This is a genomic window from Streptomyces sp. SID5910 (assembly GCF_009862125.1).
Classification (GTDB): Bacteria; Actinomycetota; Actinomycetes; order Streptomycetales; family Streptomycetaceae; genus Streptomyces.
Genome location: NZ_WWHX01000720.1, coordinates 1 through 26,023, shown reverse-complemented (window position 1 = coordinate 26,023; position 26,023 = coordinate 1). Strand labels below are relative to the sequence as shown.

General features: G+C 71.7%; 25 protein-coding genes and 1 pseudogene. 14 read left to right on the top strand and 12 right to left on the bottom strand.

Going from position 1 to position 26,023, the window contains the following annotated elements; genetic code table 11:
• The 3 genes from GTW67_RS25170 to mce form a co-directional block, all read right to left on the bottom strand.
• The coding region (locus GTW67_RS25170; RefSeq protein WP_202437667.1) for a DivIVA domain-containing protein at positions 1 to 346 on the bottom strand (346 nt) is incomplete at its 3' end.
• Positions 347 to 554: 208 nt separating this feature from the next.
• On the bottom strand, positions 555 to 4,535 hold the full coding sequence (gene scy / locus GTW67_RS25165; protein ID WP_161167079.1) for a polarized growth protein Scy: 3,981 nt from the start codon (positions 4,533 to 4,535) through the stop codon (positions 555 to 557).
• 234 nt (positions 4,536 to 4,769) lie between these two features.
• Complete coding sequence (gene mce, locus GTW67_RS25160) at positions 4,770 to 5,210, bottom strand: methylmalonyl-CoA epimerase (RefSeq protein ID WP_003973598.1); 441 nt, start codon at positions 5,208 to 5,210, stop codon at positions 4,770 to 4,772.
• 149 nt (positions 5,211 to 5,359) lie between these two features.
• Here mce and GTW67_RS25155 point away from each other — a divergent pair, with 149 nt between their 5' ends.
• From GTW67_RS25155 to GTW67_RS25145, 3 genes are all read left to right on the top strand, one after another.
• Positions 5,360 to 6,565, top strand: a complete 1,206-nt coding sequence (locus tag GTW67_RS25155) for an acetyl-CoA C-acetyltransferase (protein WP_161167078.1) — start codon at positions 5,360 to 5,362, stop codon at positions 6,563 to 6,565.
• A 61-nt stretch (positions 6,566 to 6,626) separates the two neighbouring features.
• The gene (gene meaB, locus GTW67_RS25150; protein WP_161167077.1) at positions 6,627 to 7,583 is read left to right on the top strand and encodes a methylmalonyl Co-A mutase-associated GTPase MeaB; all 957 of its coding nucleotides are present in this window, start codon (positions 6,627 to 6,629) and stop codon (positions 7,581 to 7,583) included.
• 170 nt (positions 7,584 to 7,753) lie between these two features.
• A complete protein-coding gene (locus tag GTW67_RS25145) occupies positions 7,754 to 9,055 on the top strand; it encodes an MFS transporter (RefSeq protein ID WP_161167076.1) in 1,302 nt (433 codons plus the stop codon).
• Here the strand turns inward: GTW67_RS25145 and GTW67_RS25140 are convergent.
• The gene (locus tag GTW67_RS25140) at positions 8,974 to 9,642 is read right to left on the bottom strand and encodes a PepSY domain-containing protein (protein WP_161167075.1); all 669 of its coding nucleotides are present in this window, start codon (positions 9,640 to 9,642) and stop codon (positions 8,974 to 8,976) included. The genes GTW67_RS25145 and GTW67_RS25140 overlap by 82 nt on opposite strands.
• Positions 9,643 to 9,768: 126 nt before the next feature.
• Here GTW67_RS25140 and GTW67_RS25135 point away from each other — a divergent pair, with 126 nt between their 5' ends.
• Together GTW67_RS25135 and GTW67_RS25130 are read left to right on the top strand one after the other, a co-directional pair.
• Positions 9,769 to 10,437 carry a response regulator transcription factor gene (locus GTW67_RS25135; protein WP_161167074.1) on the top strand — a complete coding sequence of 223 codons (669 nt, stop codon included), beginning with the start codon at positions 9,769 to 9,771 and terminating at the stop codon, positions 10,435 to 10,437.
• A complete protein-coding gene (locus tag GTW67_RS25130) occupies positions 10,434 to 11,855 on the top strand; it encodes an ATP-binding protein (RefSeq protein WP_161167073.1) in 1,422 nt (473 codons plus the stop codon). Before GTW67_RS25135 ends, GTW67_RS25130 begins: the two co-directional genes overlap by 4 nt.
• Positions 11,856 to 11,880: 25 nt before the next feature.
• On the opposite strand, the gene GTW67_RS25125 is transcribed toward GTW67_RS25130, so the two are convergent.
• The 4 genes from GTW67_RS25125 to GTW67_RS25110 all read right to left on the bottom strand — a co-directional run bounded on the left by GTW67_RS25125 (position 11,881) and on the right by GTW67_RS25110 (position 14,519).
• A complete protein-coding gene (locus GTW67_RS25125; RefSeq protein ID WP_161167072.1) occupies positions 11,881 to 12,357 on the bottom strand; it encodes a MarR family winged helix-turn-helix transcriptional regulator in 477 nt (158 codons plus the stop codon).
• Between the two features lie 104 nt (positions 12,358 to 12,461).
• Complete coding sequence (locus tag GTW67_RS25120; protein WP_161167071.1) at positions 12,462 to 13,238, bottom strand: AIM24 family protein; 777 nt, start codon at positions 13,236 to 13,238, stop codon at positions 12,462 to 12,464.
• Positions 13,235 to 13,885, bottom strand: coding sequence for an AIM24 family protein (locus GTW67_RS25115; RefSeq protein WP_161167070.1), 651 nt, complete (start codon positions 13,883 to 13,885; stop codon positions 13,235 to 13,237). The genes GTW67_RS25120 and GTW67_RS25115 overlap by 4 nt, the downstream gene beginning before the upstream one ends.
• A gap of 1 nt (position 13,886) precedes the next feature.
• Entirely contained in the window at positions 13,887 to 14,519 is a 633-nt protein-coding gene (locus GTW67_RS25110; protein ID WP_161167080.1) for an AIM24 family protein, read from the bottom strand.
• A gap of 197 nt (positions 14,520 to 14,716) precedes the next feature.
• On the opposite strand from GTW67_RS25110, the gene GTW67_RS25105 reads away from it, so the two are divergent.
• The 4 genes from GTW67_RS25105 to GTW67_RS25090 all read left to right on the top strand — a co-directional run bounded on the left by GTW67_RS25105 (position 14,717) and on the right by GTW67_RS25090 (position 16,575).
• Positions 14,717 to 15,061 carry a DUF3817 domain-containing protein gene (locus tag GTW67_RS25105; protein WP_161167069.1) on the top strand — a complete coding sequence of 115 codons (345 nt, stop codon included), beginning with the start codon at positions 14,717 to 14,719 and terminating at the stop codon, positions 15,059 to 15,061.
• Positions 15,058 to 15,351 carry an MTH1187 family thiamine-binding protein gene (locus GTW67_RS25100; protein WP_053137231.1) on the top strand — a complete coding sequence of 98 codons (294 nt, stop codon included), beginning with the start codon at positions 15,058 to 15,060 and terminating at the stop codon, positions 15,349 to 15,351. The genes GTW67_RS25105 and GTW67_RS25100 overlap by 4 nt, the downstream gene beginning before the upstream one ends.
• 78 nt (positions 15,352 to 15,429) lie before the next feature.
• The gene (locus GTW67_RS25095) at positions 15,430 to 15,939 is read left to right on the top strand and encodes a MarR family transcriptional regulator (protein WP_161167068.1); all 510 of its coding nucleotides are present in this window, start codon (positions 15,430 to 15,432) and stop codon (positions 15,937 to 15,939) included.
• 159 nt (positions 15,940 to 16,098) lie between these two features.
• Positions 16,099 to 16,575: a hypothetical protein gene (locus tag GTW67_RS25090; protein WP_161167067.1), complete on the top strand. Its 477-nt coding sequence runs from the start codon at positions 16,099 to 16,101 to the stop codon at positions 16,573 to 16,575.
• Between the two features lie 35 nt (positions 16,576 to 16,610).
• On the opposite strand, the gene GTW67_RS25085 is transcribed toward GTW67_RS25090, so the two are convergent.
• Positions 16,611 to 16,958, bottom strand: coding sequence for a DUF3817 domain-containing protein (locus GTW67_RS25085; RefSeq protein WP_161167066.1), 348 nt, complete (start codon positions 16,956 to 16,958; stop codon positions 16,611 to 16,613).
• 95 nt (positions 16,959 to 17,053) lie between these two features.
• Between GTW67_RS25085 and icmA the strand changes: the two genes are divergently transcribed.
• Complete coding sequence (gene icmA, locus GTW67_RS25080) at positions 17,054 to 18,754, top strand: coenzyme B12-dependent isobutyryl-CoA mutase large subunit (RefSeq protein ID WP_161167065.1); 1,701 nt, start codon at positions 17,054 to 17,056, stop codon at positions 18,752 to 18,754.
• A 55-nt stretch (positions 18,755 to 18,809) separates the two neighbouring features.
• Here icmA and GTW67_RS25075 read toward each other — a convergent pair whose 3' ends face one another.
• The gene (locus GTW67_RS25075) at positions 18,810 to 19,481 is read right to left on the bottom strand and encodes a TetR/AcrR family transcriptional regulator (protein WP_161167064.1); all 672 of its coding nucleotides are present in this window, start codon (positions 19,479 to 19,481) and stop codon (positions 18,810 to 18,812) included.
• Positions 19,482 to 19,730: 249 nt separating this feature from the next.
• Between GTW67_RS25075 and GTW67_RS25070 the strand changes: the two genes are divergently transcribed.
• The 4 genes from GTW67_RS25070 to GTW67_RS25055 all read left to right on the top strand — a co-directional run bounded on the left by GTW67_RS25070 (position 19,731) and on the right by GTW67_RS25055 (position 24,076).
• Positions 19,731 to 20,708: a tetratricopeptide repeat protein gene (locus tag GTW67_RS25070; protein WP_161167063.1), complete on the top strand. Its 978-nt coding sequence runs from the start codon at positions 19,731 to 19,733 to the stop codon at positions 20,706 to 20,708.
• A 652-nt stretch (positions 20,709 to 21,360) separates the two neighbouring features.
• Positions 21,361 to 21,993, top strand: a complete 633-nt coding sequence (locus tag GTW67_RS25065) for a DUF6230 family protein (protein WP_161167062.1) — start codon at positions 21,361 to 21,363, stop codon at positions 21,991 to 21,993.
• Positions 21,994 to 22,110: 117 nt separating this feature from the next.
• Positions 22,111 to 22,701, top strand: coding sequence for a DUF6114 domain-containing protein (locus GTW67_RS25060; protein WP_161167061.1), 591 nt, complete (start codon positions 22,111 to 22,113; stop codon positions 22,699 to 22,701).
• The gene (locus tag GTW67_RS25055) at positions 22,691 to 24,076 is read left to right on the top strand and encodes a hypothetical protein (RefSeq protein WP_161167060.1); all 1,386 of its coding nucleotides are present in this window, start codon (positions 22,691 to 22,693) and stop codon (positions 24,074 to 24,076) included. The genes GTW67_RS25060 and GTW67_RS25055 overlap by 11 nt, the downstream gene beginning before the upstream one ends.
• 89 nt (positions 24,077 to 24,165) lie before the next feature.
• Here GTW67_RS25055 and pyk read toward each other — a convergent pair whose 3' ends face one another.
• Together pyk and GTW67_RS25045 are read right to left on the bottom strand one after the other, a co-directional pair.
• A complete protein-coding gene (gene pyk / locus GTW67_RS25050; protein ID WP_161167059.1) occupies positions 24,166 to 25,596 on the bottom strand; it encodes a pyruvate kinase in 1,431 nt (476 codons plus the stop codon).
• Positions 25,597 to 25,669: 73 nt separating this feature from the next.
• A pseudogene (locus GTW67_RS25045) lies at positions 25,670 to 26,023 on the bottom strand (acetate kinase); the annotation flags it as partial.

The following is a 26,023-nucleotide window of genomic DNA, read 5'->3' as shown; positions in this document are numbered from 1 at the left end:
TCTCGGCGTCGTTGCGCACCTGCTGGGCCGCCGACTCGGCGAGCTCACGGTGCTGCTCGGCCGCGCGCCGGGCCTCCTCCCGCAGGTCCTTCGCCTCTTCCTCGGCGAGGCGCAGGATCTTCTCGACCCGCGCACCGAGACCGGCGTACGACGGCTCGGCGTCGTTGACCTGGGCCTGGGCGTTCTGGGTCTCGAGGTGGAGCTCCTCGATGCGCTTTTCCAGAGCGGTGATGCGGGAGAAAGCGCTGTCGCGATCAGAAATGATCTTGGAGATGTATTCGTCCACCTGAGCGCGGTCGTACCCACGCCGCACGTGCTCGAAGCCGTAGGGGGAAGTGTCGCTCATGGGGTTCCTGTCGAAAGAGACCGGGTGAGGTGATAGAGGGAATCCTAGGCGCCAATGCGGTGTGTCATCGAGCGGATGCGTGTTTGATCTGGAGAATGACACCTCTTTTGAGTGGCTAACCCACGGACGGCTTGCCAAAGTTCAGGTCAAAGGTCAAGACGGAGGGTGAGTCAGAGCCTTCCAGGAGACACGCAAACCACCCTGCACGCTAGCCGTCTGACGACTTGCCACCCGAACGGGGGGCGCCGACCGTCGCACCGGCCTTCACCCCGTTGTCCTTGCCGCCCGCCGGGGCCTCGAAGGACTCCAGCGCCTCCAGCACGTCCTGGACGCGGGAGATCTCGGCGTTGATGTCCTCGCGGCGCCGCACCAGCGTCTCCAGCTCGCGCTTGCCCTCCTCGACCGTGCGCCGGGCCTCCCGGACCGCCTCGGCCTTGAGCTCCTCGGCCTCCCGGACCAGCGAGGCCTTCTTCTGCTCGGCCTCCTTCAGCAGCCCCTCGGCCTTCTTGACGGCGGCGATGCGCACCTTGCCGGCCTCGGAGTTGGCCTCCGACACCAGCTCCTTGGCCTTCGCCTCCGCCTTGGCGAGCTGCTCCTCGGCGGCCTTGATGAGCGCGTCGCAGCGGTCGCCGGCCGACTTCATCGTCTCGGCGGCCTCGCGGCGGGCCCGCTCGTGCAGCTCCTCGATCTCCGAGGTGAGGCGCTCGCGCAGCTCCTCCGCCCGCTCCCTTATGGCCGTGGCGTCCCGGCGGGCACCGACCAGCAGCTCGTCGGCGTCCGTACGGGCCTTCTCCACCCGGGTGTTGCCCTCGACCGTCGCCTCGGCGACGATCCGGTCGGCCTCCGTACGGGCCGCGCCGACCATCGTGTCGGCCTGCGACTCGGCGTCCGCGGTGGTCTTCTGGGCCTGCTGCTGGGCCTCGGTGAGCAGCTTGTCGGCCTCGGCCGTGGTCTCCGTGATGAGCGTGTCGACCTGCTCGGCCGCCTCGGAGCGCCGCTTGTTGGCGTCCTTGCGGGCCTCGTCCAGGGTGCGCTCGGCCTCCTCGCGGGCGGCCGTGGTGACCCGCTCGGCCTCCGCCGCCGCCTCGGCCCCGAGCCGCTCCGCCTCGGCGCGGATCCGCTCGGCGTGCTGCTGCGCGGAACCGACCGCCTCGGCGGCCTCGGCCCGCAGCCGCTCCGCCTCGCCGCCGGCCTCCGACAGCAGCCGCTCCGCCTGGGCGCTCGCCTCGGCCCGGACCCGGTCGGCCTCGGCGGCCGACTCGGTGCGCAGCCGCTCGGCCTCCGCGACCGACTCGGTGCGCAGCAGCTCGGCCTCGGCCGCCGCCTCCGTCCGGACCCGCTCCGCCTCCGCGGTCGTCTCCGTGCGGATCCGGTCGGTCTCGGCGGCCGTCTCCGTGGTGAGCCGCTCCGCCTCGGAGCGCGCCTCGGTGATCAGGGTGTCCGCCTGCGTCGCCGCGTCGGACCGGATGCGGTTGGCGTCCTCACGGGCGTCGGCCCGGGTGCGCGACGCGGACTGCTCGGCCTCGGCGATCGCGTCCGACGCCTCCGTGCGCACCCGCTGGGCGTGCTCGGACACGTCCGCGCGGATCCGGTCGGCCTCGGTGATCGCCTCGGACACCGTCCGCTCGGCCAGCGCCTTGGCGGCCTCCGACTCCTCCTGCGCCTCGCGGCGCAGCCGGCCGGCGTCCTCGCTCGCCCGCTCCCGCTCCGCGTAGGCGTCGGCGCGGACCCGGTCCGCCTCCTCCTCGGCCTCGCGCCGGGTGCGCTCCGCCGCGTGCTCGGCGGCGCTGCGCAGCCCGGTGATCTCCTCCTGGGCCTGCTCGTGGAGCCCGGCGACCGACTCCCGTACCTGCGCCGCGTGCTGCTCGGCGGCCGACACCATCTCGGTCGCGCGCCGGTCGGCCTCCTCGACCAGCCGGGTCGCCTCGGCCTGCGCCTCCTCGACGCGGTTGCGCGCGGAGGCGAGCAGTTCCTCGCTCTGCTCGCGGGCCCGCTCGCGCTCCTGGTCCGCCTCCTGCCGGGCGGAGCCCAGCAGCTCCTCGGCCTCGCGGCGGCGCCGGGCGGCCTCCTCCTGGGCGGCGGCCAGCGTCTCGGACGCCTCCGCCGCGATGCGCTCGGCGGCGGTCTGCGCCTCCGCCCGCACCCGGTCCGCGCTCTCCTGCGCCTCCGACTTCAGCCGCTCCGCCTCGCTCGCGGCCTCCGACCTGAGCCGTACGGCGACGGCCTCGCCCTCCGCGCGGGACGCGGACGCGTCGGCGGCGGCCTCGGTGCGCAGCCGCTCGGCCTCCGTCTCGGCCTGCTGCTGGAGCGTACGGATGCGCTCCGCGGCTTCCGTGCGCAGTCGCTCGGTCTCCTCGGCGGCCTCGCGGCGGATCCGCGCGCCCTCCTCGCGGGCCTCCGTCAGCGCCTGCTCGGCGGCGCCCCGGCGCTCCTCCGCCTCGGCGTGCAGCCGCGTCAGCTCCTCGGCGGCCTCCGCCTGCCGGGCCTCGACGGCACGCTCGGTCTCCTCGCGCAGCTCACGGGCGGCGCGCTCGGCCTCCGCCTGGAGCTCCTCGACACGCTCGGCGGCCTCCGTGCGGTGCCGCTCGGCCTCGGCACGGGTGCGCTCCAGCGTCTCCTCGGCCTGCCGGCGCAGGGTCGTCGCCCGCTCGATCGCCTCGGTGCGGACCTTCTCGCTGTCCGCGGTGGCCGTCTGCCGCAGCTCGTCGGCGTCCGCCTTGGCCTTGGCGAGCAGCTCCTCGGCGGTCTTCGCCGCCTCCTCGATCTGCGCCACGGCCTCCTTGCGGGCCTCGGCGCGGATCTTCTCGCCCTCGGCGACCGCGTCGGCGCGCAGCTGCTCGGCCTCGCCGCGCAGCCGGCGCGCCTCCTCCTGGAGCTCGACCGTCTTGGCGCGGTACTCCTTGGTGTCGTCCTTCGCCGCGCCCTTGAGCTCCGCGGCGATGTCGTGCGCCTCGGCCCGCAGCCGGTCGGCCTCCGTCTCGGCCTCGGTGCGGATCCGCTCGGCCTCCTCCACGGCGGCCTTCGTGGTCCGCTTGGCCTCCTCGGACGCCTTGTTCAGCACGTCCTCGGCGGTCTTCGCGGCCTTGGACAGCTGGGTGGCCGACTCCTCGGCGGTGACCGTACGGGCCTTCTCGGCGGCCTCGGCGACGATCTTCTCGGCCTCGGCGCGGGCGTCCGCGACCAGCTGCTCGGCCTCGGCCTTGGTGGACTCGGCGTCCTTCGTGGCCTCGCTGACCAGCCGGGCGACCTGCTCCTTGGCGGTGCGGGTGCGCTGCTCGTTGGCCGACTCGGCGCTCGCGAGGGCCTTGGCCGCGGACTCCTTGGCCTCGGTGACCAGCTTCTCGGCCTCGGTCTGCGCCTTGCGCAGCGCCTCCTCGGCCTCGCTCATGCGCTGCTCGGCGGTCCGGCTGAGCTCCTGGGCCTGCCGGCGCGCCGACTCCGACTCGCTCGCCGTGGAGCTGCGCAGCTGCTCGGCGTGGTCGGTGGCCTCCTGCGCCTGCGTGGAGGCGGCGTTCAGCAGCCGCTCGGCGTCCGCGCGGGCGCGGCGCAGAAGCTGCTCGGCCTCGGTGCGGGCGCTCTCGGCGTCGTCGCGCAGCCGCTGCCGGGCCTCCGACGTCAGCCGTTCGGCCTCCGCGCGGGCCGCGGTGAGGGCCTGCTCGGCCTCGGCGCGGGACTCGTCGAGCAGCCGGCGGGCCTGCTGCTCGGTGCGGGCGCGCAACTGCTCGGCCCACGCCACGTTCTCGTTGACGTGCGACTCGACGGTCTGCCGGCGCTCGGCCAGCTCCTGGTCGAGCTGCTGGCGCCGGGTCACCGCCTCCTGGTGCAGCTCGGCCTGGAGCCGGGCCGCCTGCTCGGCGTGCTCCTGGAGGATGCGCTGGGTCTGCGCACGGGCCTGGCTGAGCTCCCGCTCGGCGTCCGCGCGCAACTGGTCGGCCTGCACCTGCGCGTTGCGCAGCAACTGCTCGGCCTGGTACCCGATGTCGCCGCCGTCGAAGGCGGGCCGGGACATGATGGTGCGCCGCGCCTCGTGCAGCTTGGCGCGCAGCACCTCGACCTGGTAGCCGAGGTCCTCGGCGTGCTGGATCGCCTTTTCCCGCTCGGTCTTCAGCCGCTTCATCTCGGCCTCGAACCGAGAGAGGTGGTCGACGTCAGCCGCCGGCTCTCGCTCCTGGCTCTCGTAGCCCCGCACTGCGCGGTCCCATCCGTCCCCTGGTCGCAAATCCCTAAGAACGGGCTCCGTCCGTCACCGAACGGGGCCCCCGGGGGAATGGTGTCAGATCAACGGCGGAGCATGGGCTGCTGCCCCGTCCCTCGCCCCCCGAAACACGGACCCCGGCGGTCCCGGCGCCGACGACGACAGGACCGGGTCACCCTGGACTGAGCGGCGACCGCACCCAACCCTACCGGCCCCTATGTACGAGGGTCAGTGCTCAGGTGACTCAACGGCCGCCGAAGTGACCAGTTCTGTCAGGACGCCATGGCAGTCCTTGGGGTGCAGGAAGGTGATCCGCGACCCCATGGAACCGCGCCGGGGCTCGTCGTACAGAACGCGTACGCCCTTGTCGCGGATGTCCGCGGCGTCCGCGTCGACGTCCGCCGTACCGAAGGCGATGTGGTGGACGCCCTCGCCGTTCTTGGCGAGCCACTTGCCGACCGCGGAGTCCTCCCGGGTCGGCTCCAGCAGCTGGAGGTACGAGGCACCGCCGTCCGACGTATCGTTGATCTTGAGCATGGCCTCGCGCACCCCCTGTTCCTCGTTGACCTCGGTGTGGAACACCTCGAAGCCGTAGGTGGCACGGTAGAACTCGACGGTCGCGTCGAGGTCGTGGCAGGCGATTCCGATGTGGTCGATTCGCGTCAGCATGGAATCAGTGCAGCGCTCCGGAGGTGGTTGCGCAACGTGCGGGCGATCACACCGACAGCACGGTGACGGGCGGGATACCGCTCAGTACATTCGAGTAAACCCTCGTTCACTCCTCGGCCTGTGCGGGCCGGAAAAGGGGATCGCAGCTCATGTCTTCTGCAACGAACGGCACGACCTCCGTCATCGTCGCGGGTGCCCGCACCCCGATGGGGCGGCTGCTCGGCTCGCTGAAGTCCTTCTCCGGGGCCGACCTCGGCGGCTTCGCGATCAAGGCCGCCCTCGACCGTGCGGGGATCGGCGGCGACCAGGTCCAGTACGTGATCATGGGCCAGGTGCTCCAGGCCGGCGCCGGCCAGATCCCGGCCCGCCAGGCCGCCGTCAAGGCCGGCATCCCCCTGAGCGTCCCGGCGCTCACCATCAACAAGGTGTGCCTCTCCGGCCTCGACGCCATCGCGCTCGCCGACCAGCTGATTCGCGCCGGCGAATTCGACGTGGTCGTGGCCGGCGGCCAGGAGTCCATGACCAACGCCCCGCACCTGCTGCCCAAGTCCCGCGAGGGCTACAAGTACGGCGCGGTCCAGATGGTCGATGCCATGGCGCACGACGGGCTGACGGACTCCTTCGAGAACATCGCCATGGGCGAGTCGACGGAGAAGCACAACACCCGCCTCGGCATCGAGCGCGGCCCGCAGGACGAGATCGCCGCGCTCTCCCACCAGCGCGCCGCCGCGGCCCAGAAGAACGGCATCTTCGAGGCTGAGATCACCCCGGTCGAGATCCCGCAGCGCAAGGGCGACCCGGTGCTGTTCAGCAAGGACGAGGGCATCCGCGGCGACACCACCGCCGAGTCCCTCGGCAAGCTGCGCCCCGCCTTCTCGAAGGACGGCACGATCACCGCCGGCTCCTCCTCGCAGATCTCCGACGGCGCGGCGGCCGTGGTCGTCATGAGCAAGGCCAAGGCGCAGGAGCTCGGCCTGGAGTGGATCGCCGAGATCGGCGCCCACGGCAATGTGGCCGGCCCCGACAACTCTTTGCAGTCGCAGCCGTCCAACGCCATCCAGCACGCCCTGAAGAAGGAGGGCCTGGAGGCCGGCGACCTCGACCTGATCGAGATCAACGAGGCGTTCGCGGCCGTCGCCGTGCAGTCCATGAAGGACCTCGGCGTGTCCACCGAAAAGGTGAACGTCAACGGCGGCGCCATCGCCCTGGGCCACCCCATCGGCATGTCCGGCGCCCGGCTCGTCCTGCACCTGGCGCTGGAGCTGAAGCGGCGCGGCGGCGGGGTCGGCGCGGCGGCGCTGTGCGGCGGCGGCGGCCAGGGTGACGCGCTGATCGTCCGGGTACCCAAGGCCTGACCCCTCTTCCCCTCATGTGCGTGCCACTCGTCATGTGCGTGCTACTCGGAACGGAGCTGTGATGCAGGACGTCTCCTCGCTGGTCGCCCAGGCCAGGGAAGGCCGGCCGCGGGCCGTGGCGCGGCTGATCTCCCTGGTGGAGGGGGCGTCCCCGCAGCTCAGGGAGGTCATGGCGGCCCTCGCGCCGCTGACCGGGGGCGCGTACGTGGTCGGTCTGACCGGCTCGCCGGGTGTCGGCAAGTCGACGTCGACCTCGGCACTGGTGACGGCGTACCGCAAGCAGGGCAGGCGGGTCGGCGTGCTCGCCGTCGACCCGTCCTCGCCGTTCTCCGGCGGCGCCCTGCTCGGCGACCGGGTGCGCATGTCGGACCACGCCTCCGACCCGGGCGTCTACATCCGCTCCATGGCGACCCGCGGCCACCTCGGCGGCCTCGCCTGGGCCGCGCCGCAGGCCATCCGCGTGCTGGACGCGGCCGGCTGCGACGTGGTCCTGGTCGAGACCGTCGGCGTCGGCCAGTCCGAGGTGGAGATCGCCTCGCAGGCCGACACCTCCGTCGTCCTCCTCGCCCCGGGCATGGGCGACGGCATCCAGGCCGCCAAGGCGGGGATCCTGGAGATCGGTGACGTCTACGTCGTCAACAAGGCCGACCGGGACGGCGCGGACGCCACCGCCCGCGAGCTGAACCACATGCTGGGTCTCGGCGAGGCCCGCGCCGCCGGCGACTGGCGCCCGCCCATCGTCAAGACGGTCGCCGCGCGCGCCGAGGGCGTGGACGAGGTCGTGGAGGCGCTGGAGAAGCACCGCGCCTGGATGGAGGAGCGGGGCGTGCTGGCCGAGCGCCGCCGGGCCCGCGCCGCCCGCGAGGTCGAGACGATCGCCGTCACCACCCTGCGCGAACGCATCGGCGACCTGCACGGCGACCGCCGCCTCGGCGCCCTCGCGGAGCGCATCGTCTCCGGCGAACTGGACCCGTACCGCGCCGCCGACGAACTGGTGGCGGGGCTGACGCAGGGCTGATTCCCGCCCTGCGCGGACCGGAAAAGGGATGGCCGGTCCGCGCACCGCGCTGCTAGCTTGACGCGCGTGTTCCTCCTCTTGGCCTAGGGCCCGCCCCGCACGCGACCGCCGCATCCGGCCGTCGCGCGCTTCGGCGTCCCCTTGTCGCCTCCCTCCTGAGGAACCTTCGCGTGTCCACGCCTCCTTCGCGGCCCTCGTACGCCGCCGTCCTCCGCGTCCCCCATGCCCGCCGCACCTTCGCGGCCGCCCTCGTCGGGCGGCTGTCGTACGGCACGGTCGGCCTCGCCCTGATGCTCTCCGTGACCCGGGCCACCGGGTCCTACGCCGTCGCCGGCACGGTCATGGCCCTGTTCGGCGCGACGAGCGTCTTCCTGTCCCCCTACCGCGCGGGCCTGGTCGACCGGCACGGCCCGCGCCGGGCCCTGCTCCCCATGGCCCTGCTGTACGCGGCCCTGCTGTGCGTGCTGGCGGCGGCCTGCGAACGCCCGGGCACGCCCGCGTCCGTCCTCGCGGTGACCGCCGCCCTCACCGGGCTCTGCACGCCCCCGCTCGGCTCCACGATGCGTGCCGTCTGGGCCGGGATGCTGCCCGACCGGCGGATGCTCCAGCGCGCCTACAGCCTGGACGGCGTCGCCGAGGAACTGCTCTTCGTCTCGGGCCCGCTCCTGGTCGGCGTGGTGGTCGGCGTCGCCCCGCCGGCCGCCGGTGTGGTGCTCAGCGCGCTGCTGGTGGCGGCGGGCACCCTCGCCTTCGCCACGTCACCGGCGGCGGGCGCACTGCGGACGGCGGACGGCGCCGAGAAGGACGCCGGCCGTCCGGGAGCGGGGCACGGCCGCGCCCTGCTCCAGCCCGTCCTGGTCACCGCCGGCGTCGGCGTCGCGGTCAGCGCCGTGGACCTGCTGGTCGTCGCCTTCGCCGGGCAGCGCGGCCTCGGGGCCGACACCGCCGCCTGGGTGCTCGCGGCCCTGTCGGTGGGCAGCGCGGCCGGCGGCCTGCTCAACGGCGCCGTCACCTGGGGCTCGTCCGCCCGTGCCCGGCTGCCCTTCTTCGCGGCCGGCCTCGGCCTGTGCCTGGCCGCCGCCGGTCTCGCCCCCGGCGTCGGCGCCCTGGTCGCGGCCGTCGCCTGCGCGGGACTGTTCGTGGCACCGGCGCTGACGACGGCGTACCTGATCGCCGACGAGAGCGTGCCGCCCGGCTTCCGGAACCGGGCGGGCGCCTGGGTCAACAGCGCGGTGAACGCCGGGATGTCCGCCGGCGCGGCCGGGGTGGGCCTGCTGGTGGAACGGCTGCCGCTGCCGGTGTGCTTCGCGGTGTCCGGCGCGGTCGCCGTGGCGGTGGCGCTGGTGCCGCCGGGCCGCCACGGCCGGCCGGGTGAGCGGCCGGGGGCTGCTCAGTCGTCGTCCGAAGCGGAGTCGTCCGAACCGGAGTCCGAGTCGTCGGAGCCCGAGTCCGAGTCGTCCGAGCCCGCGTGATCCGAGTCCGAGTGGTCCGGGCGATCGGCCGTGACCTTGCCGCTCTTCGCGTCGACCCGCCAGTCCTGCTCGGCCTTGCCCGAGGCGTGGGTCTCGACCTCCCAGGCGGGCTTTCCGTCGCCGTGGTCGCCGTCGTCGTCCAGCTCCACGGAGGTCACCGTGCCGTGGCCGGACGCGGCCCGCGCGGCCTCGGCGGCGTCCACGGACGTGCCCTTCAGCGCGGCCCGCACCTCGGCGGTGTCGTCCTCGTCGTCCGTCTGGGAGCCGAGGACCTTGCCCGAGGACGGGTCGATCCGCACGCTGTGCCAGGTGCCGTCGCCGGAGAGGACGTCGACCTCCCAGGCCGTGCGCTCACCGGCGTCGTCGCCGTCCGCGACGTCCAGTTCGGCGGAGACGGCGGTGCCCGGCGCCTTCTTCAGCGCGGAGGCGATGGCGTCGCCGGCCGAGACCTTCACCGAGGTCACCCGGGCGTCGTCGTCGCCCCGCTGGGCCGCGCCGTCGTCCCCGGTGGTGGCCAGGGCCGTCGCCGCGCCGCCTCCGACCAGTGCGGCGGCGGTGACGGCGGCGATCACGATGTTGCGCTTCATGGGGTGTCCTCCCGAGATTCGTTCGCTGTCGCTTCGTTGTGACGACCCCACTGTCACCGGCCGACGCTGAGGGCAGCCTGAAGCCGCCTGAAGGGATCTTCAGGTTGCTTTTGGGACCCTTGCGCCATGCGCCTGTTGATCGTGGAGGACGAGAAGCGCCTCGCCGTGTCGCTCGCCAAGGGCCTGACCGCCGAGGGCTACGCCGTGGACGTCGTCCACGACGGCCGGGAGGGACTGCACCGGGCGTCCGAGGGCACGTACGACCTCGTCGTCCTCGACATCATGCTGCCCGGCCTCAACGGCTACCGGGTCTGCGCCGCCCTGCGCGCCGCCGGGCACGACGTGCCGATCCTCATGCTCACCGCCAAGGACGGCGAGTACGACGAGGCGGAGGGCCTGGACACGGGCGCCGACGACTACCTCACCAAACCCTTCTCGTACGTCGTCCTCGTCGCCCGCGTGAAGGCGCTGCTGCGGCGGCGGGCCCAGGGCGCCGGCGCCTCGCCCGTGCACGTCCACGGGGACCTGAAGGTCGACACCGCCGCCCGCCGGGTGTTCCTCGGCGAGAGCGAAGTGGCCCTCACCGCGAAGGAGTTCGCCGTCCTGGAGGAGCTGGTGGTGCGGGCCGGGCAGGTGGTGTCCAAGGCGGAGATCCTGGAGCACGTCTGGGACTTCGCCTACGACGGCGACCCCAACATCGTCGAGGTGTACGTCAGCGCGCTGCGGCGCAAGCTGCGCGCCGGGCTCATCCGGACCGTGCGCGGCGCCGGCTACCGGCTGGAGGCCGGGCGGTGAGCCGGCTCCTCGGGTCCGTCCGGGCCCGCGCGACCCTCGCCGCCACCCTCGTCGTCGCGGTCGCCCTCGTCGCGGCGGGCACCGCCGTCCTGCTGTCCCTGCGTTCCAACCTGCTCGGCGAGGCCGGCACCCAGGCGGAGCGCTCCGCACGGGAGGTCGCCGCCGAGCTGTCCGTCGGGACGCCGTACGGGGATCTGTCGCTGGACGTGGACGACCGGCCGGTGCAGGTCGTCGACGAGGACGGCGGGCTGGTCGCCGCCAGCGAGGACCTGGAGCGGATCAGCGGCACCGGCGTCGGCGCGGTGAAGCCGCTGCCGTCCGCCACGGGGGAGCGCGGCGGCGACGACGACCGGGACGACGACGATGACGACTCCGGCGAGTCCCTGAAACCCGGTGAGATCGGCGAGCGGACCACCGTCAGCGACGGGTCGGCGACCATCGACGGCGACACGGAGGACTACCGGTTCGCCGCCGTGCCCGTCGAGACGCGGGACCAGGGCCGGCTCACCGTCTACGCCGGTGCCCCGCTGTCCGCCGAGCACGGCGCCGTGAACACCGCGCTGACCGTCATGCTGATCGGTTTCCCGGTGCTGCTCGCGGTCGTGGCGTGGGTGACCTGGCTGGTCACCCGGCGCGCGCTGCGCCCGGTGGAGGGCATCCGGCGCGAGATGGCCGCGATCACCGCCAGCGAGGACCTCGCCCGGCGCGTCCCGGTGCCGGGCACCCACGACGAGGTCGCCCGGCTCGCCTCCACGACCAACGAGACGCTGGCCGCGCTGGAGAGCTCGGTGGAGCGGCAGCGCCGGTTCGTCGCCGACGCCTCGCACGAGCTGCGCAGCCCGATCGCCTCGCTGCGGACCCAGCTGGAGGTGGCCGCCGCCCATCCCGAGCTGCTCGACCTGGACGGCGCCGTCGAGGACACCGTACGGCTCCAGCGGCTCGCCGCCGACCTGTTGCTGCTGGCCAGGCTGGACGCGGGGGAGCGGCCCGCCGAGGCGCGCGTTGACCTCGCCGCGCTGGCGCGGGCGCAGGCGGAGGGCCGGGCCGGGGTGGCCGCCCGGGTCGGGGACGCCGTGACCGTCGCCGGGTCGCGGGGGCAGCTGGAGCGGGTGCTGGCCAATCTCCTCGACAACGCTCAGCGGCACGCCCGCTCGGCGGTGGAGGTGTCCGTGCGCCGGGACGGGGACGTGGCGGTGGTCGCGGTGGCCGACGACGGGGAGGGTGTGCCGGCGGCCGACCGGGAGCGGATCTTCGAACGGTTCGTCCGGCTCGACGCGGCCCGCAGCCGGGACGACGGCGGGGCCGGCCTCGGGCTCGCCATCGCCCGTGACGTGGCCGTGCGGCACGGCGGGACGCTCACGGTCCGCGACGCACCGGCAGGCGGCGCCCTGTTCGAGCTCCGCCTGCCGGTCGCCTAGGCAATGGTGAGGGGGTCGTCCGGGGTCAGGGACGTCCTCGCTGGCCGCGCAGGTGCTCCGCGATGGGCCGGAGCGCCTTGTCGAGCTCCGTCAGGGCCTCCGGGGCCAGCAGGTCGATGAAGTGCCTGCGCACGGAGGCCACGTGGTGCGGCGCGACCTTCCGCATCGTCTCCAGGCCGTGCTCGGTGAGGACGGCGTAGAGCCCGCGGCGGTCGGACTCGCAGTTCTCCCGCCGGACCAGGTTCGCGTTCTCCATGCGGGTGATCTGGTGGGAGAGGCGGCTCTTGGACTGGAGGGTGGCGGAGGCGAGGTCGCTCATCCGCATCCGGTCGTCCTCGGACTCGGAGAGGTTCACCAGGATCTCGTAGTCGTTCATTGTCAGGCCGAACGGTTGCAGGTCCCTCTCGAGCTGGTGCGTCAACAGCCTGTTGACCTCCAGGTGGGTGCGCCAGGCACACTGCTCCGTATCGGTCAGCCAGCGGGTGGCCGTCTCGGTCTCCATGAATGAAGTCTACCTAAGAAGTTGAAAGGCGAACTAATGAGGGGTGGTGTGTGACGGTGAGACGGGTGCGCACGCGTTCGAAGTCACACTCCGCAGGTTACCGCTCACAGCCCGAAGCGGCGCTGGAGGTCTCCGAGCTGTCCGGGAAGCCCCGGTCCCCCTGACCGGCCTCCCGGCGCGCCCTGCGCCCCGCCGCCGGGCACCCCCGCCTGCTGCGGAGCGGCCCCCGTCGCCTGCTCCGCCATCAGCGCCTCGCTCGACTGCAACAGCACCGTCCCCGCCCCCACGAACTCGAACTGGTGCTCCTCCCCGGAGGCGCCGCCCAGCCCCGTCATCGCACGTAGACCGCCCAGCACACCGGTCAGGTACCCGTGGTCGTAGTGATGGCACGGCGAGGGGCAGTCGGCCCAGCCGACCAGGGCCTGAGGGTCCACCCGGATCGGCGGTTCCATGAACACCACCGGACCGTTCGACGCGGCCACGAACTTTCCGGTTCCGATCAGTGTCAGAAAACCCGGCACGATCGACTGCTTCAGCGCGAGAGTTGGCTGAAAAGCGAGCAAGTTGCCCGAGCGAATGGTCAGGTTGCCGTCCTCCAGGTCGTACGAATTGACGTCGAAGGCCCGGTCGGCGAGCAACATCTTGCCCGAGCCCTCCGCCACGACCCAGTCGCTCGCGTGCAGAGGCGAATGGAAGGACGTACGCACCAGACGGTCCAGCCGGCCGTGCCCGACCCCGTTGAACTCGATCGTCCCGTAGTAGGCGATCATCTTCCCCTTCTGGAGGAACCACTGGCTCCCCTTCAGCTCCACACAGAAGGTGTACGCGTTGACGTTGTCGTCGGCCGGCAGCGTCGCCGGGTCGTGGTGAACGGTGCTCACAGCTTCTCCTCGGACGCCTGGACGTACACCGTGCCGCTGCCGCTCAGCTCCAGCTGGAACGCCTCGCCGGAGCCGCGCCCCACCATGTCCCGCCAGCCCAGCGCCGTGGACAGCCGGTTGCGGACGTCGCCGTGGTGGGCGACGTAGGCCTGCGGGTCGACGTGCACCGGTCGCTGCGGGGTGATCGGCACCTCGAAGACACCGCCGTGGGCCATCACCGCCACCGCGCCGTGCCCTCGCAGCGTGGTCGTGAACAGCCCCTGCCCGCTGACCTGCCCGCGCACCATGCCCATGACCCCGCCCTGCGAGCCGAGGAACATCGTCCCCTGCTCCAGGCTGCCCTCGAAGGCGAGGAGGCGGTCGGCCTCGACGTACAGGGTGTCGCCGGAGAGGTGGACGACCTGCACGTGGTGGCCGCCGTGCCCGAAGAACACCGTGCCGCTGCCCTCGACGGTCATCAGCGGGGTGTCCTCGTTCGCCACCCGGCGGCCGATCATCGACATGACGCCGCCCCGGCCGCCGGTCAGGTTCGGGGTGAAGGACACGTCCCCCTGGTACGCGAGCATCGCGCCGCGCTGGCTGAACAGCCGCTGCCCGGGCGTCACGGTCGCCCGGACCATCTTGGAGTTCACTTCCTCGAAGGCCATGTCACACGTCCCCCGCGATCGTGTTGCGCTCGCTCGGCTGCACGTACACCAGTCCGTCGCCCTCGAAGCGGATCTGGAAGGCCTCGCCGCCGCCCTCGCCGAAGAGCGTGCGGAAGGTCACACCCGACTGGAAGGACTGCCGCAGGTTCCCCTGGTGCGCGACGTACGCCCCCGGGTCGACGGTCAGCGGATACTGCGCGCTGACCCGCAGCACCACCGCCGGGCCGTCCGACATGATCGCCGCCTGTCCGTGCCCCTCGACCGTCGTGGTGAACAGCCCGTTGCCCTGCGCGGCGCCACGGGTGCCCGTGAAGCTGGTGCCCGTGCGCAGCCCGGCGTCGGCCGCCAGGAAGTTGGTCGACTCGACGTACAGCGTGTCGCCCCGGAGCCCCACCAGGGTGATCTCCGAGGCCCGATCCGCGAACCAGCAGGTCCCCCGCCCCTTCACCTCCATCACCGTCATCTGCTCGCCGGTGAGCCGCCGGGTCACCATGCCCCGGATGCCCTCACCGCCGCCGCTCAGCTTCTTGAAGGCCATCTCCCCGTCGTACGCGACCATCGAGCCGTTCTTCGCCTTCACGGCGTCCCCGGTCATGTCGACGGCGAGCACCTTGCTGCCCTGAAGTCGGAACATCGCCACAAATGAGAACGTAGCCGCCACAAGGGCCCGCCGACAGGCCCCACGGGGGGACGCCGACCCCCTCACCCGGACGTGGCGCGGGTTTGCCACAATGGACGGGCGCTTGTGAGTGTGTTCACAAACCTGTGAGTGCGTTCACAGCCGGCTCGCGACCGATCCCTCCCCATCCCCTCTCCCACCGAAGGTGACCCGTGGACCTCAAGACCGCCACCGCCCTCCGCCGCCTCCGCCTGGTCTCGGGCCCCGAGGCGATCTCGTTCCTGCTGCTGCTCGTCTGCTCGGTCCTGAAGCGGACCACGGACTTCAACGCGGTGCCGGTGATGGGCGCGATCCACGGCATCCTCTTCGTGCTGTACGTGCTCTTCTGGGCGGACGCCTGGAACCGCGCCAAGTGGCCCCTCGGCACGGCCGCCCTCTACTTCGTCCTCTCCGTCCTGCCGACCGGCGGCTTCTTCGCCGAGCGCAAGCTGAAGCGTGAGGCCGAGAACGCGGTCATCGCCTCGCGCGCCCGCCAGGAAGGGGTCGTGAACGCATGATCGTCGCCTTTTCCGTGACGCCGCTGGGTGTCGGCGAGGACGTCGGGGAGTACGTGGCCGACGCGGTCCGGGTGGTCCGCGAGTCGGGGCTGCCGAACCGCACCGACGCGATGTTCACGTCCGTCGAGGGCGAGTGGGACGAGGTCATGGACGTCGTCCGGCGGGCCGTCGCCGCGGTCGAGGCGCGGGCGCCGCGGGTGTCCCTGGTCCTCAAGGCGGACATCCGCCCGGGCGTGACGGACGGCCTCACCTCCAAGGTCGACACGGTCGAACGCCACCTCGCCGGGTGACGCGGTGCGGCGGGGCGGTGGTATCGAGGGGCGAGACGGGGCTGACCGGCATGTGACCGGCCGGTAAGGTCTGATGCCGTGCCGAAGCCCCTCAGCCTCTCCTTCGATCCCATCGCCCGCGCCGACGAACTCTGGAAGCAGCGCTGGGGCGGCGTCCCGTCCATGGCGGCGATCACCTCGATCATGCGCGCGCACCAGATCCTGCTGGCCGAGGTCGACGCGGTGGTCAAGCCGTACGGGCTGACGTTCGCGCGCTACGAGGCGCTGGTGCTGCTCACCTTCTCCAAGTCGGGCGAACTGCCGATGTCCAAGATCGGCGAACGCCTCATGGTGCATCCCACGTCCGTGACGAACACGGTCGACCGCCTGGTCCGCTCCGGCCTGGTCGACAAGCGCCCCAACCCCAACGACGGCCGCGGCACCCTCGCCAGCATCACCGACAAGGGCCGCGAGGTCGTCGAGTCCGCCACCCGCGACCTCATGTCCATGGACTTCGGCCTCGGCGCGTACGACGCGGAGGAATGCGGAGAGATCTTCGCGATGCTGAGGCCCCTGCGGGTGGCGGCGGGGGACTTCGAGGGGGAGTGACGCGGGTCAGCGAATCTTCAGGGGTACCCCCTGGAGGTGGTTTCCGACCGCTCTGAGCTGCAGAAACGCTTAGTCGTACGGTCCTCGCTGGGATTCTGGACACCGGTCGCCGGTCGGGCGGTCGAGGTCCGAAGTCATCCCAGTGGGGGAGTTGTCGTCATGCGTGTACGAACGTTTGTGCGTGGGCTGCTGGCAGCCGGAAGCGCGTTCTCGGCCGCGGCCGTGCTGGCCGTGGGGGCGCCGGTCCAGGCGCACGCCAGTGCCACCGGCAGCACGGCGCTGGGCACCTTCGACTACGACCTGCGCGGAGCGGGAGTGAGGGTCCCGGTGGGCTGCTTCCTCACCCATACGGTCAAGGGCTCGGGGAAGCGCATCACGTCACAGTTCGCCGGGATCGACTGTGTCGGCCTCGCGTCCACCTTCTCGCACTTCTGCAACTGGAGGATCGACTTCGGCTACGCGGACACGAACAACCGGACGTACCGGACCTCGCGCGGGGCGACGCACACGGAGTGCAAGGGCGACCCGCTGCGTGAGGTGCCGCCGCAGACTCTGCCGAAGTACGGCAAGACGTGTGCGAAGTTCTACGTGAACGGAAAGCTGCGCGCCGTGCAGTGCCACTACGTCACCAAGTGAGGCCCGGCGGCTCTCCGCGCGCCCGCGTCCAGAGGTCAGGGGCGGGCCGCGGCGGGCGCGGGCGTCGCGCTGCCGGCGACAAGCGGCTCGACCTCGCGGGTCACCCGGCGCTCGACGAAGAACGCCGCGGTCGGGATCGTCCCGGCGAGCAGCACCCACAGCAGGCGTCCCACCGGCATCTTCGCCTTGTTCCCGAGGTCGAAGGCGAAGACCAGGTACAGCACGTACAGCCAGCCGTGCGCGATACCGACCGCCGTGACGAAGCCGTCGAACCCGTTCAGATCCAGCAGCCGCTTCCCGATCACGCCCAGCGTGAGCAGAACCAGGAGCACGGCGGTCACGTAGGCCATCACGCGGTAACGGGTCAGGACGCTCTTCTTCATGCCATCGAGCGTAGCGGGTGTCCGCCGGCCCCATTTGGGCGCCTCCTGGCCTGCACGACTGTCATTTACTTGGACGTCCTAGTAAATTCGTAGGTATGGACGCTGACGCCATAGAGGAAGGCCGCCGTCGGTGGCAGGCTCGGTTTGACGGTGCGCGCACGCGTGACGCCGACTTCACCACGCTCTCCGGTGATCCCGTGGAGCCGGTGTACGGGCCCCGGGACGGGGACCGGTACGAGGGGTTCGAGCGGATCGGGTGGCCGGGGGAGTTCCCGTTCACCCGGGGGCTGTATCCCACCGGCTACCGGGGGCGGACGTGGACCATCCGGCAGTTCGCCGGGTTCGGGAACGCCGAGCAGACCAACGAGCGGTACAAGATGATCCTGCGCAACGGCGGGGGAGGGCTGTCCGTCGCGTTCGACATGCCGACGCTGATGGGCCGCGACTCCGACGACCCGCGTTCGCTGGGTGAGGTCGGGCACTGCGGGGTCGCCATCGACTCGGCCGCCGACATGGAGGTGCTGTTCAAGGACATCCCGCTCGGGGACGTCACCACGTCCATGACGATCAGCGGGCCCGCCGTGCCCGTGTTCTGCATGTACCTGGTCGCCGCCGAGCGGCAGGGCGTGGACGCCTCCGTGCTCAACGGCACGCTCCAGACCGACATCTTCAAGGAGTACATCGCCCAGAAGGAGTGGCTCTTCCAGCCCGAGCCGCACCTGCGCCTCATCGGCGACCTCATGGAGTACTGCGCCGCCGGGATTCCCGCGTACAAGCCGCTGTCCGTCTCCGGCTATCACATCCGTGAGGCCGGGGCCACGGCCGCGCAGGAGCTGGCCTACACGCTCGCCGACGGCTTCGGGTACGTCGAGCTGGGGCTCAGCCGCGGGCTGGACGTCGACGTCTTCGCGCCCGGGCTGTCCTTCTTCTTCGACGCGCACCTCGACTTCTTCGAGGAGATCGCCAAGTTCCGTGCGGCCCGCAGGATCTGGGCCCGCTGGATGCGCGACGTGTACGGGGCGCAGACCGACAAGGCGCAGTGGCTGCGCTTCCACACGCAGACCGCTGGCGTCTCGCTGACCGCGCAGCAGCCGTACAACAACGTGGTGCGTACGGCCGTGGAGGCGCTGGCCGCCGTGCTCGGCGGGACCAACTCCCTGCACACCAACGCCCTCGACGAGACCCTCGCACTGCCGAGCGAGCAGGCCGCGGAGATCGCGCTGCGGACCCAGCAGGTGCTGATGGAGGAGACCGGTGTCGCCAACGTCGCCGACCCGCTGGGCGGTTCCTGGTTCGTCGAGCAGCTGACGGACCGGATCGAGGCGGACGCGGAGAAGATCTTCGAGCAGATCAAGGAGCGGGGGCTGCGCGCCCACCCGGACGGGCAGCACCCGATCGGGCCGATCACCTCGGGCATCCTGCGCGGGATCGAGGACGGCTGGTTCACCGGCGAGATCGCCGAGTCCGCCTTCCGGTACCAGCAGGCGCTGGAGAAGGACGACAAGAAGGTCGTCGGCGTCAATGTGCACACGGGGTCCGTCACCGGGGACCTGGAGATCCTGCGGGTCAGCCACGAGGTGGAGCGCGAGCAGGTGCGGGTGCTGGGCGAGCGCAAGTCCGCCCGCGACGACGCGGCGGTGCGCTCCGCGCTGGACGCCATGCTGGCCGCGGCACGGTCCGGCGGGAACATGATCGGGCCGATGCTGGACGCGGTGCGGGCGGAGGCGACGCTCGGCGAGATCTGCGGGGTGCTGCGGGACGAGTGGGGGGTGTACACGGAACCGGCCGGTTTCTAGGCGCCGGCCGTCTGTGCGGGCGTCGCCAGGGGGCTCCGCCCCCTGGACCCCCGGCCTACGCCCACCCACCACCCGACTCGGTCGGTCGAGAGGCGAGGTCAGGGGGGTCGGCCGGGCGGGCGGCCAGGCCCCACAGCAGCAGGTGGGTGAAGTCGCGGACCCACTCGCCGTCCGCCGCCTCCGCGCTGACCAGGGTGCGGTGGACCACCGCGCCCGCGACCATGTCGAAGATCAGGTCGACGGTGCGGGCGGCCTCCGTGGCGTCCGGCTCCGGCGGGAGCTCGCCGCGCGCCTGTGCGCGGGCCCTGCCCTCCAGGACCAGACGCTTCTGCCGGTCGACGATCGAGGCGCGGATGCGCTCGCGCAGCGCGTCGTCCCGTGTGGACTCGGCGACCACCGCCATCAGGCCGCTCTTGGCCTCCGGCCGGGCCAGGATCGCCGCGAACTGGAGCACCACACCCTCGATGTCGGCGGCCAGTGAGCCCCGGTCGGGGAGCCGGAGCTCGTCGAAGAGCTCCGCGACCGCGTCCACCACCAGCTCGTTCTTGCCCGCCCAGCGGCGGTAGAGGGTGGTCTTCGCAACCCCGGCCCGCGTCGCCACGTCCCCCAGGGTGAGCTTCGACCAGCCGAGGTCCACCAGGGCCGCCCGCGTCGCGGCCAGGATCGCGGTGTCCGCCGCGGCACTGCGCGGGCGCCCGGCACGGCCGGCGGGGGTGCTGCTCTGCATGTCCCGACCATAACCGTCACTCTCCGCACGACCCCTCGTGAGGGAGATCACCGGGGCGGGGTGTTCCGACGGCCCGTCATGGCATTACGCTACGACTCGTAGCGAAAGCACGGGTACGCCCGTGCCCGAGCGACGACCACAGGCGCAGGGTGGGGACCCGGCGCAGCGGAACCCGTGCCGAAGGCACACATCAGGGCGGCTTTCACACCGCCTTTCACACGCGCGCGCAGGACAGGGGAGGATAGACCCATGCAGCCACGGAACATGTCCATGAGCGGGGTCGTCGACCTCGCCGCGGTGAAGGCGGCCCAGGAGGCCAAGGCCAAGGCGGAGCAGGCGCGCGCCGAGGCCGCCCGGCACGGCGGAGCGGGGGGCGTCTCCCCGGCCGACCTCGTGATCGACGTCGACGAGGCCCGCTTCGAGAGCGACGTCCTTCAGCGGTCCACCGAGGTCCCGGTCGTCATCGACTTCTGGGCCGAGTGGTGCGAGCCCTGCAAGCAGTTGAGCCCCGTCCTGGAGCGGCTCGCCGTCGAGTACAACGGGCGCTTCCTCCTCGCCAAGATCGACGTCGACGCCAACCAGATGCTGATGCAGCAGTTCGGCGTCCAGGGCATCCCGGCCGTCTTCGCGGTCGTGGCCGGACAGGCCCTGCCCCTCTTCCAGGGCGCCGCCGGCGAGGCGCAGATCCGCCAGACCCTGGACCAGCTGGTCCAGGTCGCCGAGGAGCGCTTCGGTCTGACCGGTCTCGTCGTCGACCCCGAGGCGGAGCCGGGCGCCGACCGGCCCGCGACCCCCGAGCGTCCGGCCGGGCCGCACGACGCGGCGCTGGAGGCCGCCGTGCAGGCGCTGGACGCCGGTGACCTGGCCGGCGCGGTCCGCGCGTACCAGAACGTGCTCAGCGACGACCCGGGCAACACGGAGGCCAAACTCGGCCTCGCCCAGGCCGAGTTGCTCCAGCGCGTACAGGACGCCGACCCGCAGCGGGTCCGTCAGGACGCCGCCGACAAGCCGGACGACGCGCAGGCGCAGATCGCCGCCGCCGACCTGGACCTGGTGGGCGGGCACGTGGACGACGCCTTCGGCCGGCTCATCGACACGGTGCGCCGCACGTTCGGCGACGACCGTGACGCCGTACGGCTGCGGCTGCTGGAGCTGTTCGAGGTGGTCGGCGCCGACGATCCGCGGGTGACCGCGGCCCGCAGGGCCCTCGCCCGCGCCCTGTTCTAGGGGCGTTCCCGGGGTTCTTCGCCGGGCGGTCACGGACCGTCCGGCGAGGTGATGCCCGAGTGAGGGAACTGCCGACGAGGCGCCAGTGCGGCCGCGCTTTACCAAATCTTGGTAATCGCGGCCGCTGTTACTGCCAGTAAGTCACAGGCGTCGTTCTGTCGGATTCCGTCCAGGGATCAATAGTTTTGTTCCCCTCCTATGACACACCCAGCGTCGCCGTCCGGGGCCGGTGTGTCGTCCCGCGGTTATACGGCCGTTACTAGTGAGTAACGAACCCCCTTGTGTCGGCGGCGAGAATGCACCACGATCGGCGACGCTCGGTCCATTCCCGTACCCCGAAAGCCAGTCGGGTCGCGGGGGTTCCTGGGTCCCCACCGAGCAGAGCCGGCGGCAGTGGGCCGGCTCTTGGGCAGGGGGGTCTTCACCCACCCGGTGAAGCCTGTCCAGCAGGGTTGTGCGTGATGCGTGTCAGGCGCGACCAGTGGTTGTCGCTCGGGGGTGATCGCCGGTGATTCGGGCGCGTTGTTCGCGCCGCCGAGCGCGGGCGCTCTCCTTCCCGAGGACGTAGCACTTCTCCCATCCCTGCCAGGCCGAGCCGCCGATCCCGGGGGCGGGCCGAGGCCAGGAGATGTACGTCCGAGAAGGAGGAAATATGGAGTCCCAGGTGCGTGGCGGGACCAGATGGAAGCGGTTCGCTGTGGTGATGGTGCCCAGCGTGGCCGCCACGGCTGCGATAGGCGTCGCGCTCGCGCAGGGCGCTCTCGCCGCATCGTTCAGCGTCTCCGGCCAGTCGTTCAAGGTGACGGCGGACCAGCTCGACGGTACGGGATTCGTCCAGTACGGGTCGATCGACTCGGGTTACACGCTCGACGGGCAGAAGACGGCTCACCCCGTCGCCGTCTCGGCGTTCAAGTCCGCGTCCATCAAGGGCATGTGCCAGTCCGTGGTCACCCCGGACATCCCGCTGATCGGTTCGGTCAGCCTGATGCTCAAGGCGGGCGGTGGCAGCACCCCGGTCGAGGCCGAGAACCTGTACATCGACGTCGAGCAGCTGGAGGCCGACGCCACCTTCCGCAACATCGACATCGGTGTTGCCGCCAAGGACGCCACCAAGGGTCCCGGCATCAAGAAGGGCGACACCGCGAACCCCTACGGGTTCTCGCAGCAGGCCGACTCGGCCACGCTGAAGAACGTGAAGCAGACGGCGTGGGCGACCACCGCCGGAACCTTCAAGCTCAGCGGTCTGAAGATGTCGCTGTCCAAGGGTGTCAAGGAGTGCTACTAAGCACTCGCTGACGGGCGGGGGAGCCGATGGCGCCCCCGCCCGTCCACTCTCCGGGCGCGCCTTCACGCGCGGCCCACATCTCCACCACAGCAAAGCCGTACCAGGGAGCTGTTTTCCATGAGCGCCGAGACTCCTGCCGCCACCGGCCAGTTCACCCGCCGGAGGATGCAGTTCCGTGCCTGGCGAGGCGCGCGGCCGTTCTGGGCCGGTCTGTTCGTCGCCCTCGGCGGACTCCCCATCGCCTACTTCCCGTACGCGAACCTCCAGATCGGTCACCTGACGCTGGCGATGGCCACCACCGCGGGCGCCGGGTCCCTGATCATCGGCGTGCTGCTGGTCGTCCTGGGCGTCAGCCTGTGGTTCCAGAAGCACGTCCGGGTCTTCGCGGGCGTGGCGGCGATCCTGCTGGCGCTGGTGTCCATCCCCGTGTCCAACCTGGGTGGTTTCCTCATCGGCTTCCTGCTCGCGCTGACCGGCGGGGCGATGGCCGTGGCGTGGGTACCGGGCCAACCGCCGCAGGCCGAGCCGCCGGTGGAGGGCAAGGGAACGGGCGACGCGCCCGAGGGCGTCGTCCCCGGCACCCCGGTGCCCGACGCAACGGTGCCCGACGCGATGGTGCCGCAGCCGCGGGACGGCGTGGAAGAGCCCAACGATCTGTCAGGAACGAGCCCGGCCAACGGGGCGAACGGGAGGCACAGTGCCGGCTGACGAGGTGACCCGCGGGACTGACGTGGAGTCGTCCCGTGCGAGAACCGGGCCGCGCCACGCGGCACCCAAGAAGCCGTTGTTCACCAGGTTCCACATGCCGGCCGGCAAGGCGATAGCCCTGGCGGCGATGCCCACGGCGGTCCTCATGGGGATGGGGTTCACACCGACGCTGGCCCTCGCCGACGGCAACGACGCGGCGCCGCCGTCCAACAGCCTGACGGCCGACGAGTACAAGGACTGCGTGGCGGCCCTGGAGGGCGCCGAGAAGGGCGCGTCGGAGTCCCCGGCGCCGTCTGCCTCGGCGACCGGTGAGGCGGACGACGAGAAGGCCGGGGACGAGGCCGGCGACAAGGGTGACGCGACCGAGCCGGAACCCTCGGCCTCCGGTGACGCGGGCAAGGACAGCGACAAGGGCGCCGACAAGGACGCCGGTTCGACCTCTTCGCCGGATTCAGGTTCCGACGACAAGGCCGAGCCCGCACCCTCCGCGTCGCCCGAGGCGCAGAGCCAGGACAAGGCGCCCGCCACCGCGACCCCGTCCCCCTCGCCGACCGAGAGCGAGAGCGGCGGCGTGCTCAAGGACCTCGGCGACGCCATCGAGGGCATCTTCACCGGCGGCAAGACCGAGGAGAGCCCGAGTCCCACGCCCACCCCGTCGGCGTCCGCGAGCGCCGCCGAGGACACCGCCGGCGCCGTGAAGGACACGGCCGACAAGGCCACCGGCACGGCGAAGGACACGGTGGAGGACACCGCGAAGGAGGTCACCGACGCGGCGTCCGGGGCGGCCGAGGACACCGGGAAGACGGTGGACGAGGCCGTGGAGGGGGCGAAGGAGGCCGCCGACGACGCGGCCACCGCCTCGCCCACCCCCGAGGCCTCCGAGAGCGCCGGCAAGGACGTGGACGACTGCCCGGTCGCCACGGACGCGCAGGGCGGCGTCGACAACAAGGTGCCGCTGCCGGACGACCCCTGGTACCTGAACGCGAGCTCGCTGCTGCTCAAGGGCGCCTCGTACAAGGGCATCGTCGAGGTCAGGACGGCCAACGGCACCACCAAGAAGGTGCTGAAGTACGTCATCTCGAACGGCACCGACATCGGCGACCTGCACCAGACGGTGAAGGACGACCAGTCCGGCAAGACCTACCACGTGCAGGCGGCCCAGGGCTCGACGTCCACGATCCGCGACGGCGAGACCGTGATGTACACGGAGAGCATCTCGGGCAACCTGCTCGGGCTGATCCCGATCACGTTCGACCCGAAGAACCCGCCGCCGCTGGACATCCCGCTGATCTACTTCACCAAGGTGACGGTCGTCCAGGCCGGCCAGTTCGGCGGCACCCTGCACATCCCCGGGCTGCACCAGTACACGAGCTGAGCGCACCCACCGGACCTTCCGGGAGCCGCACGAGAGCGAGGGCGCCCCCTGACCACAGGGGGCGCCCTCGTCGTGTACCGGGACCGGCGTCAGGCGCGGCGCGACTCGCCGAGGTGGTGCACCCGGACCATGTTGGTGGTGCCGGGCACGCCGGGGGGCGAACCGGCGGTGATCACGACGATGTCGCCGTCGTTGAAGCGGCTGAGCTTCACCATCTCCTGGTCCACCAGCTCGACCATCTCGTCCGTGCTGTTGACGAACGGCACCACGTGCGGCTCCACGCCCCAGCTGAGCGCCAGCTGGTTGCGGGTGGACTCGTCGGTGGTGAAGGCGAGGATCGGCTGGGCCGCGCGGTAGCGGGACAGGCGGCGCGCGGTGTCGCCGGACTGGGTGAAGGCCACCAGGCCCTTGCCGCCGAGGAAGTCGGCGATCTCGGCGGCGGCACGGGCCACCGAACCGCCCTGCGTGCGCGGCTTCTTGCCCGGCACCAGCGGCTGGAGGCCCTTGGAGAGCAGCTCCTGCTCGGCCGCGGTGACGATCTTCGACATCGTCTTCACGGTCTCGATCGGATACGCGCCCACCGACGACTCCGCCGACAGCATGACCGCGTCCGCGCCGTCCAGGATCGCGTTGGCCACGTCGGAGGCCTCGGCGCGGGTCGGACGGGAGTTGGTGATCATCGACTCCATCATCTGGGTCGCCACGATCACCGGCTTGGCGTTGCGCCGGCACAGCTCGATCAGGCGCTTCTGCACCATGGGGACCTTCTCGAGCGGGTACTCGACGGCCAGGTCGCCACGGGCGACCATGACGGCGTCGAAGGCCGCGACGACGTCCTCCATGTTCTCCACCGCCTGCGGCTTCTCCACCTTGGCGATGACGGGGACCCGGCGGCCCTCCTCGTCCATGACGCGGTGGACGTCGGCGACGTCCTTGGCGTTGCGGACGAAGGAGAGGGCGACCAGGTCGCAGCCCATGCGCAGCGCGAAGCGGAGGTCCTCGACGTCCTTCTCGGACAGCGCGGGCACGTTCACCGCGGCGCCGGGCAGGTTGATGCCCTTGTGGTCGGAGATGACCCCGCCCTCGATGACGATCGTCTTCACCCGGGGGCCGTCGACCTCGGTGACCTTCAGCTCGACGTTGCCGTCGTTGATGAGAACCTGGTCGCCCTTGCCGACGTCACCGGGCAGGCCCTTGTAGGTCGTGCCGCAGATCGTCCGGTCGCCCGGGACGTCCTCGGTGGTGATGGTGAACTCGTCACCGCGCACCAGCTCGACGGGACCCTCGGCGAAGGTCTCCAGGCGGATCTTGGGGCCCTGAAGGTCGGCGAGGACACCGATGGCCCGGCCGGTCTCCTTGGCGGCGGCCCGGACACGGTCGTAACGCCCCTGGTGCTCGGCGTGCGTTCCGTGGCTGAAGTTGAAGCGGGCCACGTTCATGCCGGCTTCGATCAGGGCGACGAGCTGCTCGTGGGAGTCGACCGCGGGGCCGAGAGTACAGACGATTTTCGAACGGCGCATGGGGCGATCCTATCGGTTTGTTTCGCTGCGGAATATTCCGTCTGGCGGAAAATACAAAAGGGCGGGATGCCGCTCAGGTGAGATTCCCTGAACCAATTACCAGCGCGTAGGTTTGTGTCGCGATCTCCATTTCCTCGTCGGTCGGCACCACGGCCACCGCCACCCGTGCGGACGCGGGCGAGATGAGCCGCGCCTCGTCGCCGCGCACGGCGTTCAGGTCCGCGTCGACCGCCAGGCCCAGTCCCTCCAGGCCCGCCACGGCAGCTTCCCGCACCGGCGCCGCGTTCTCCCCGACCCCGGCCGTGAAGGCGACCACGTCCACCCGTCCGAGAACGGCGTAATAGGCGCCGATGTACTTCTTCAGCCGGTGAATGTAGATGTCGAAGGCCAGTCGCGCCCGTTCGTCGCCCTCGTCCACCCGGCGGCA

What these genes read in the sequence shown, in the direction of transcription:
- GTW67_RS25065 (WP_161167062.1), top strand. Translation starts at nt 21,361, where the DNA reads ATGGAGTCCCAGGTGCGTGGCGGGACCAGATGGAAGCGGTTCGCTGTG.
- GTW67_RS25090 (WP_161167067.1), top strand. Translation starts at nt 16,099, where the DNA reads ATGCGTGTACGAACGTTTGTGCGTGGGCTGCTGGCAGCCGGAAGCGCG.
- GTW67_RS25060 (WP_161167061.1), top strand. Translation starts at nt 22,111, where the DNA reads ATGAGCGCCGAGACTCCTGCCGCCACCGGCCAGTTCACCCGCCGGAGG.
- GTW67_RS25140 (WP_161167075.1), bottom strand. Translation starts at nt 9,642, where the DNA reads ATGAAGCGCAACATCGTGATCGCCGCCGTCACCGCCGCCGCACTGGTC.
- GTW67_RS25085 (WP_161167066.1), bottom strand. Translation starts at nt 16,958, where the DNA reads ATGAAGAAGAGCGTCCTGACCCGTTACCGCGTGATGGCCTACGTGACC.
- GTW67_RS25155 (WP_161167078.1), top strand. Translation starts at nt 5,360, where the DNA reads ATGTCTTCTGCAACGAACGGCACGACCTCCGTCATCGTCGCGGGTGCC.
- GTW67_RS25125 (WP_161167072.1), bottom strand. Translation starts at nt 12,357, where the DNA reads ATGGAGACCGAGACGGCCACCCGCTGGCTGACCGATACGGAGCAGTGT.
- GTW67_RS25100 (WP_053137231.1), top strand. Translation starts at nt 15,058, where the DNA reads ATGATCGTCGCCTTTTCCGTGACGCCGCTGGGTGTCGGCGAGGACGTC.
- icmA (WP_161167065.1), top strand. Translation starts at nt 17,054, where the DNA reads ATGGACGCTGACGCCATAGAGGAAGGCCGCCGTCGGTGGCAGGCTCGG.
- GTW67_RS25075 (WP_161167064.1), bottom strand. Translation starts at nt 19,481, where the DNA reads ATGCAGAGCAGCACCCCCGCCGGCCGTGCCGGGCGCCCGCGCAGTGCC.
- GTW67_RS25070 (WP_161167063.1), top strand. Translation starts at nt 19,731, where the DNA reads ATGCAGCCACGGAACATGTCCATGAGCGGGGTCGTCGACCTCGCCGCG.
- GTW67_RS25135 (WP_161167074.1), top strand. Translation starts at nt 9,769, where the DNA reads ATGCGCCTGTTGATCGTGGAGGACGAGAAGCGCCTCGCCGTGTCGCTC.
- pyk (WP_161167059.1), bottom strand. Translation starts at nt 25,596, where the DNA reads ATGCGCCGTTCGAAAATCGTCTGTACTCTCGGCCCCGCGGTCGACTCC.
- mce (WP_003973598.1), bottom strand. Translation starts at nt 5,210, where the DNA reads ATGCTGACGCGAATCGACCACATCGGAATCGCCTGCCACGACCTCGAC.
- GTW67_RS25115 (WP_161167070.1), bottom strand. Translation starts at nt 13,885, where the DNA reads ATGGCCTTCGAGGAAGTGAACTCCAAGATGGTCCGGGCGACCGTGACG.
- GTW67_RS25110 (WP_161167080.1), bottom strand. Translation starts at nt 14,519, where the DNA reads ATGTTCCGACTTCAGGGCAGCAAGGTGCTCGCCGTCGACATGACCGGG.
- meaB (WP_161167077.1), top strand. Translation starts at nt 6,627, where the DNA reads ATGCAGGACGTCTCCTCGCTGGTCGCCCAGGCCAGGGAAGGCCGGCCG.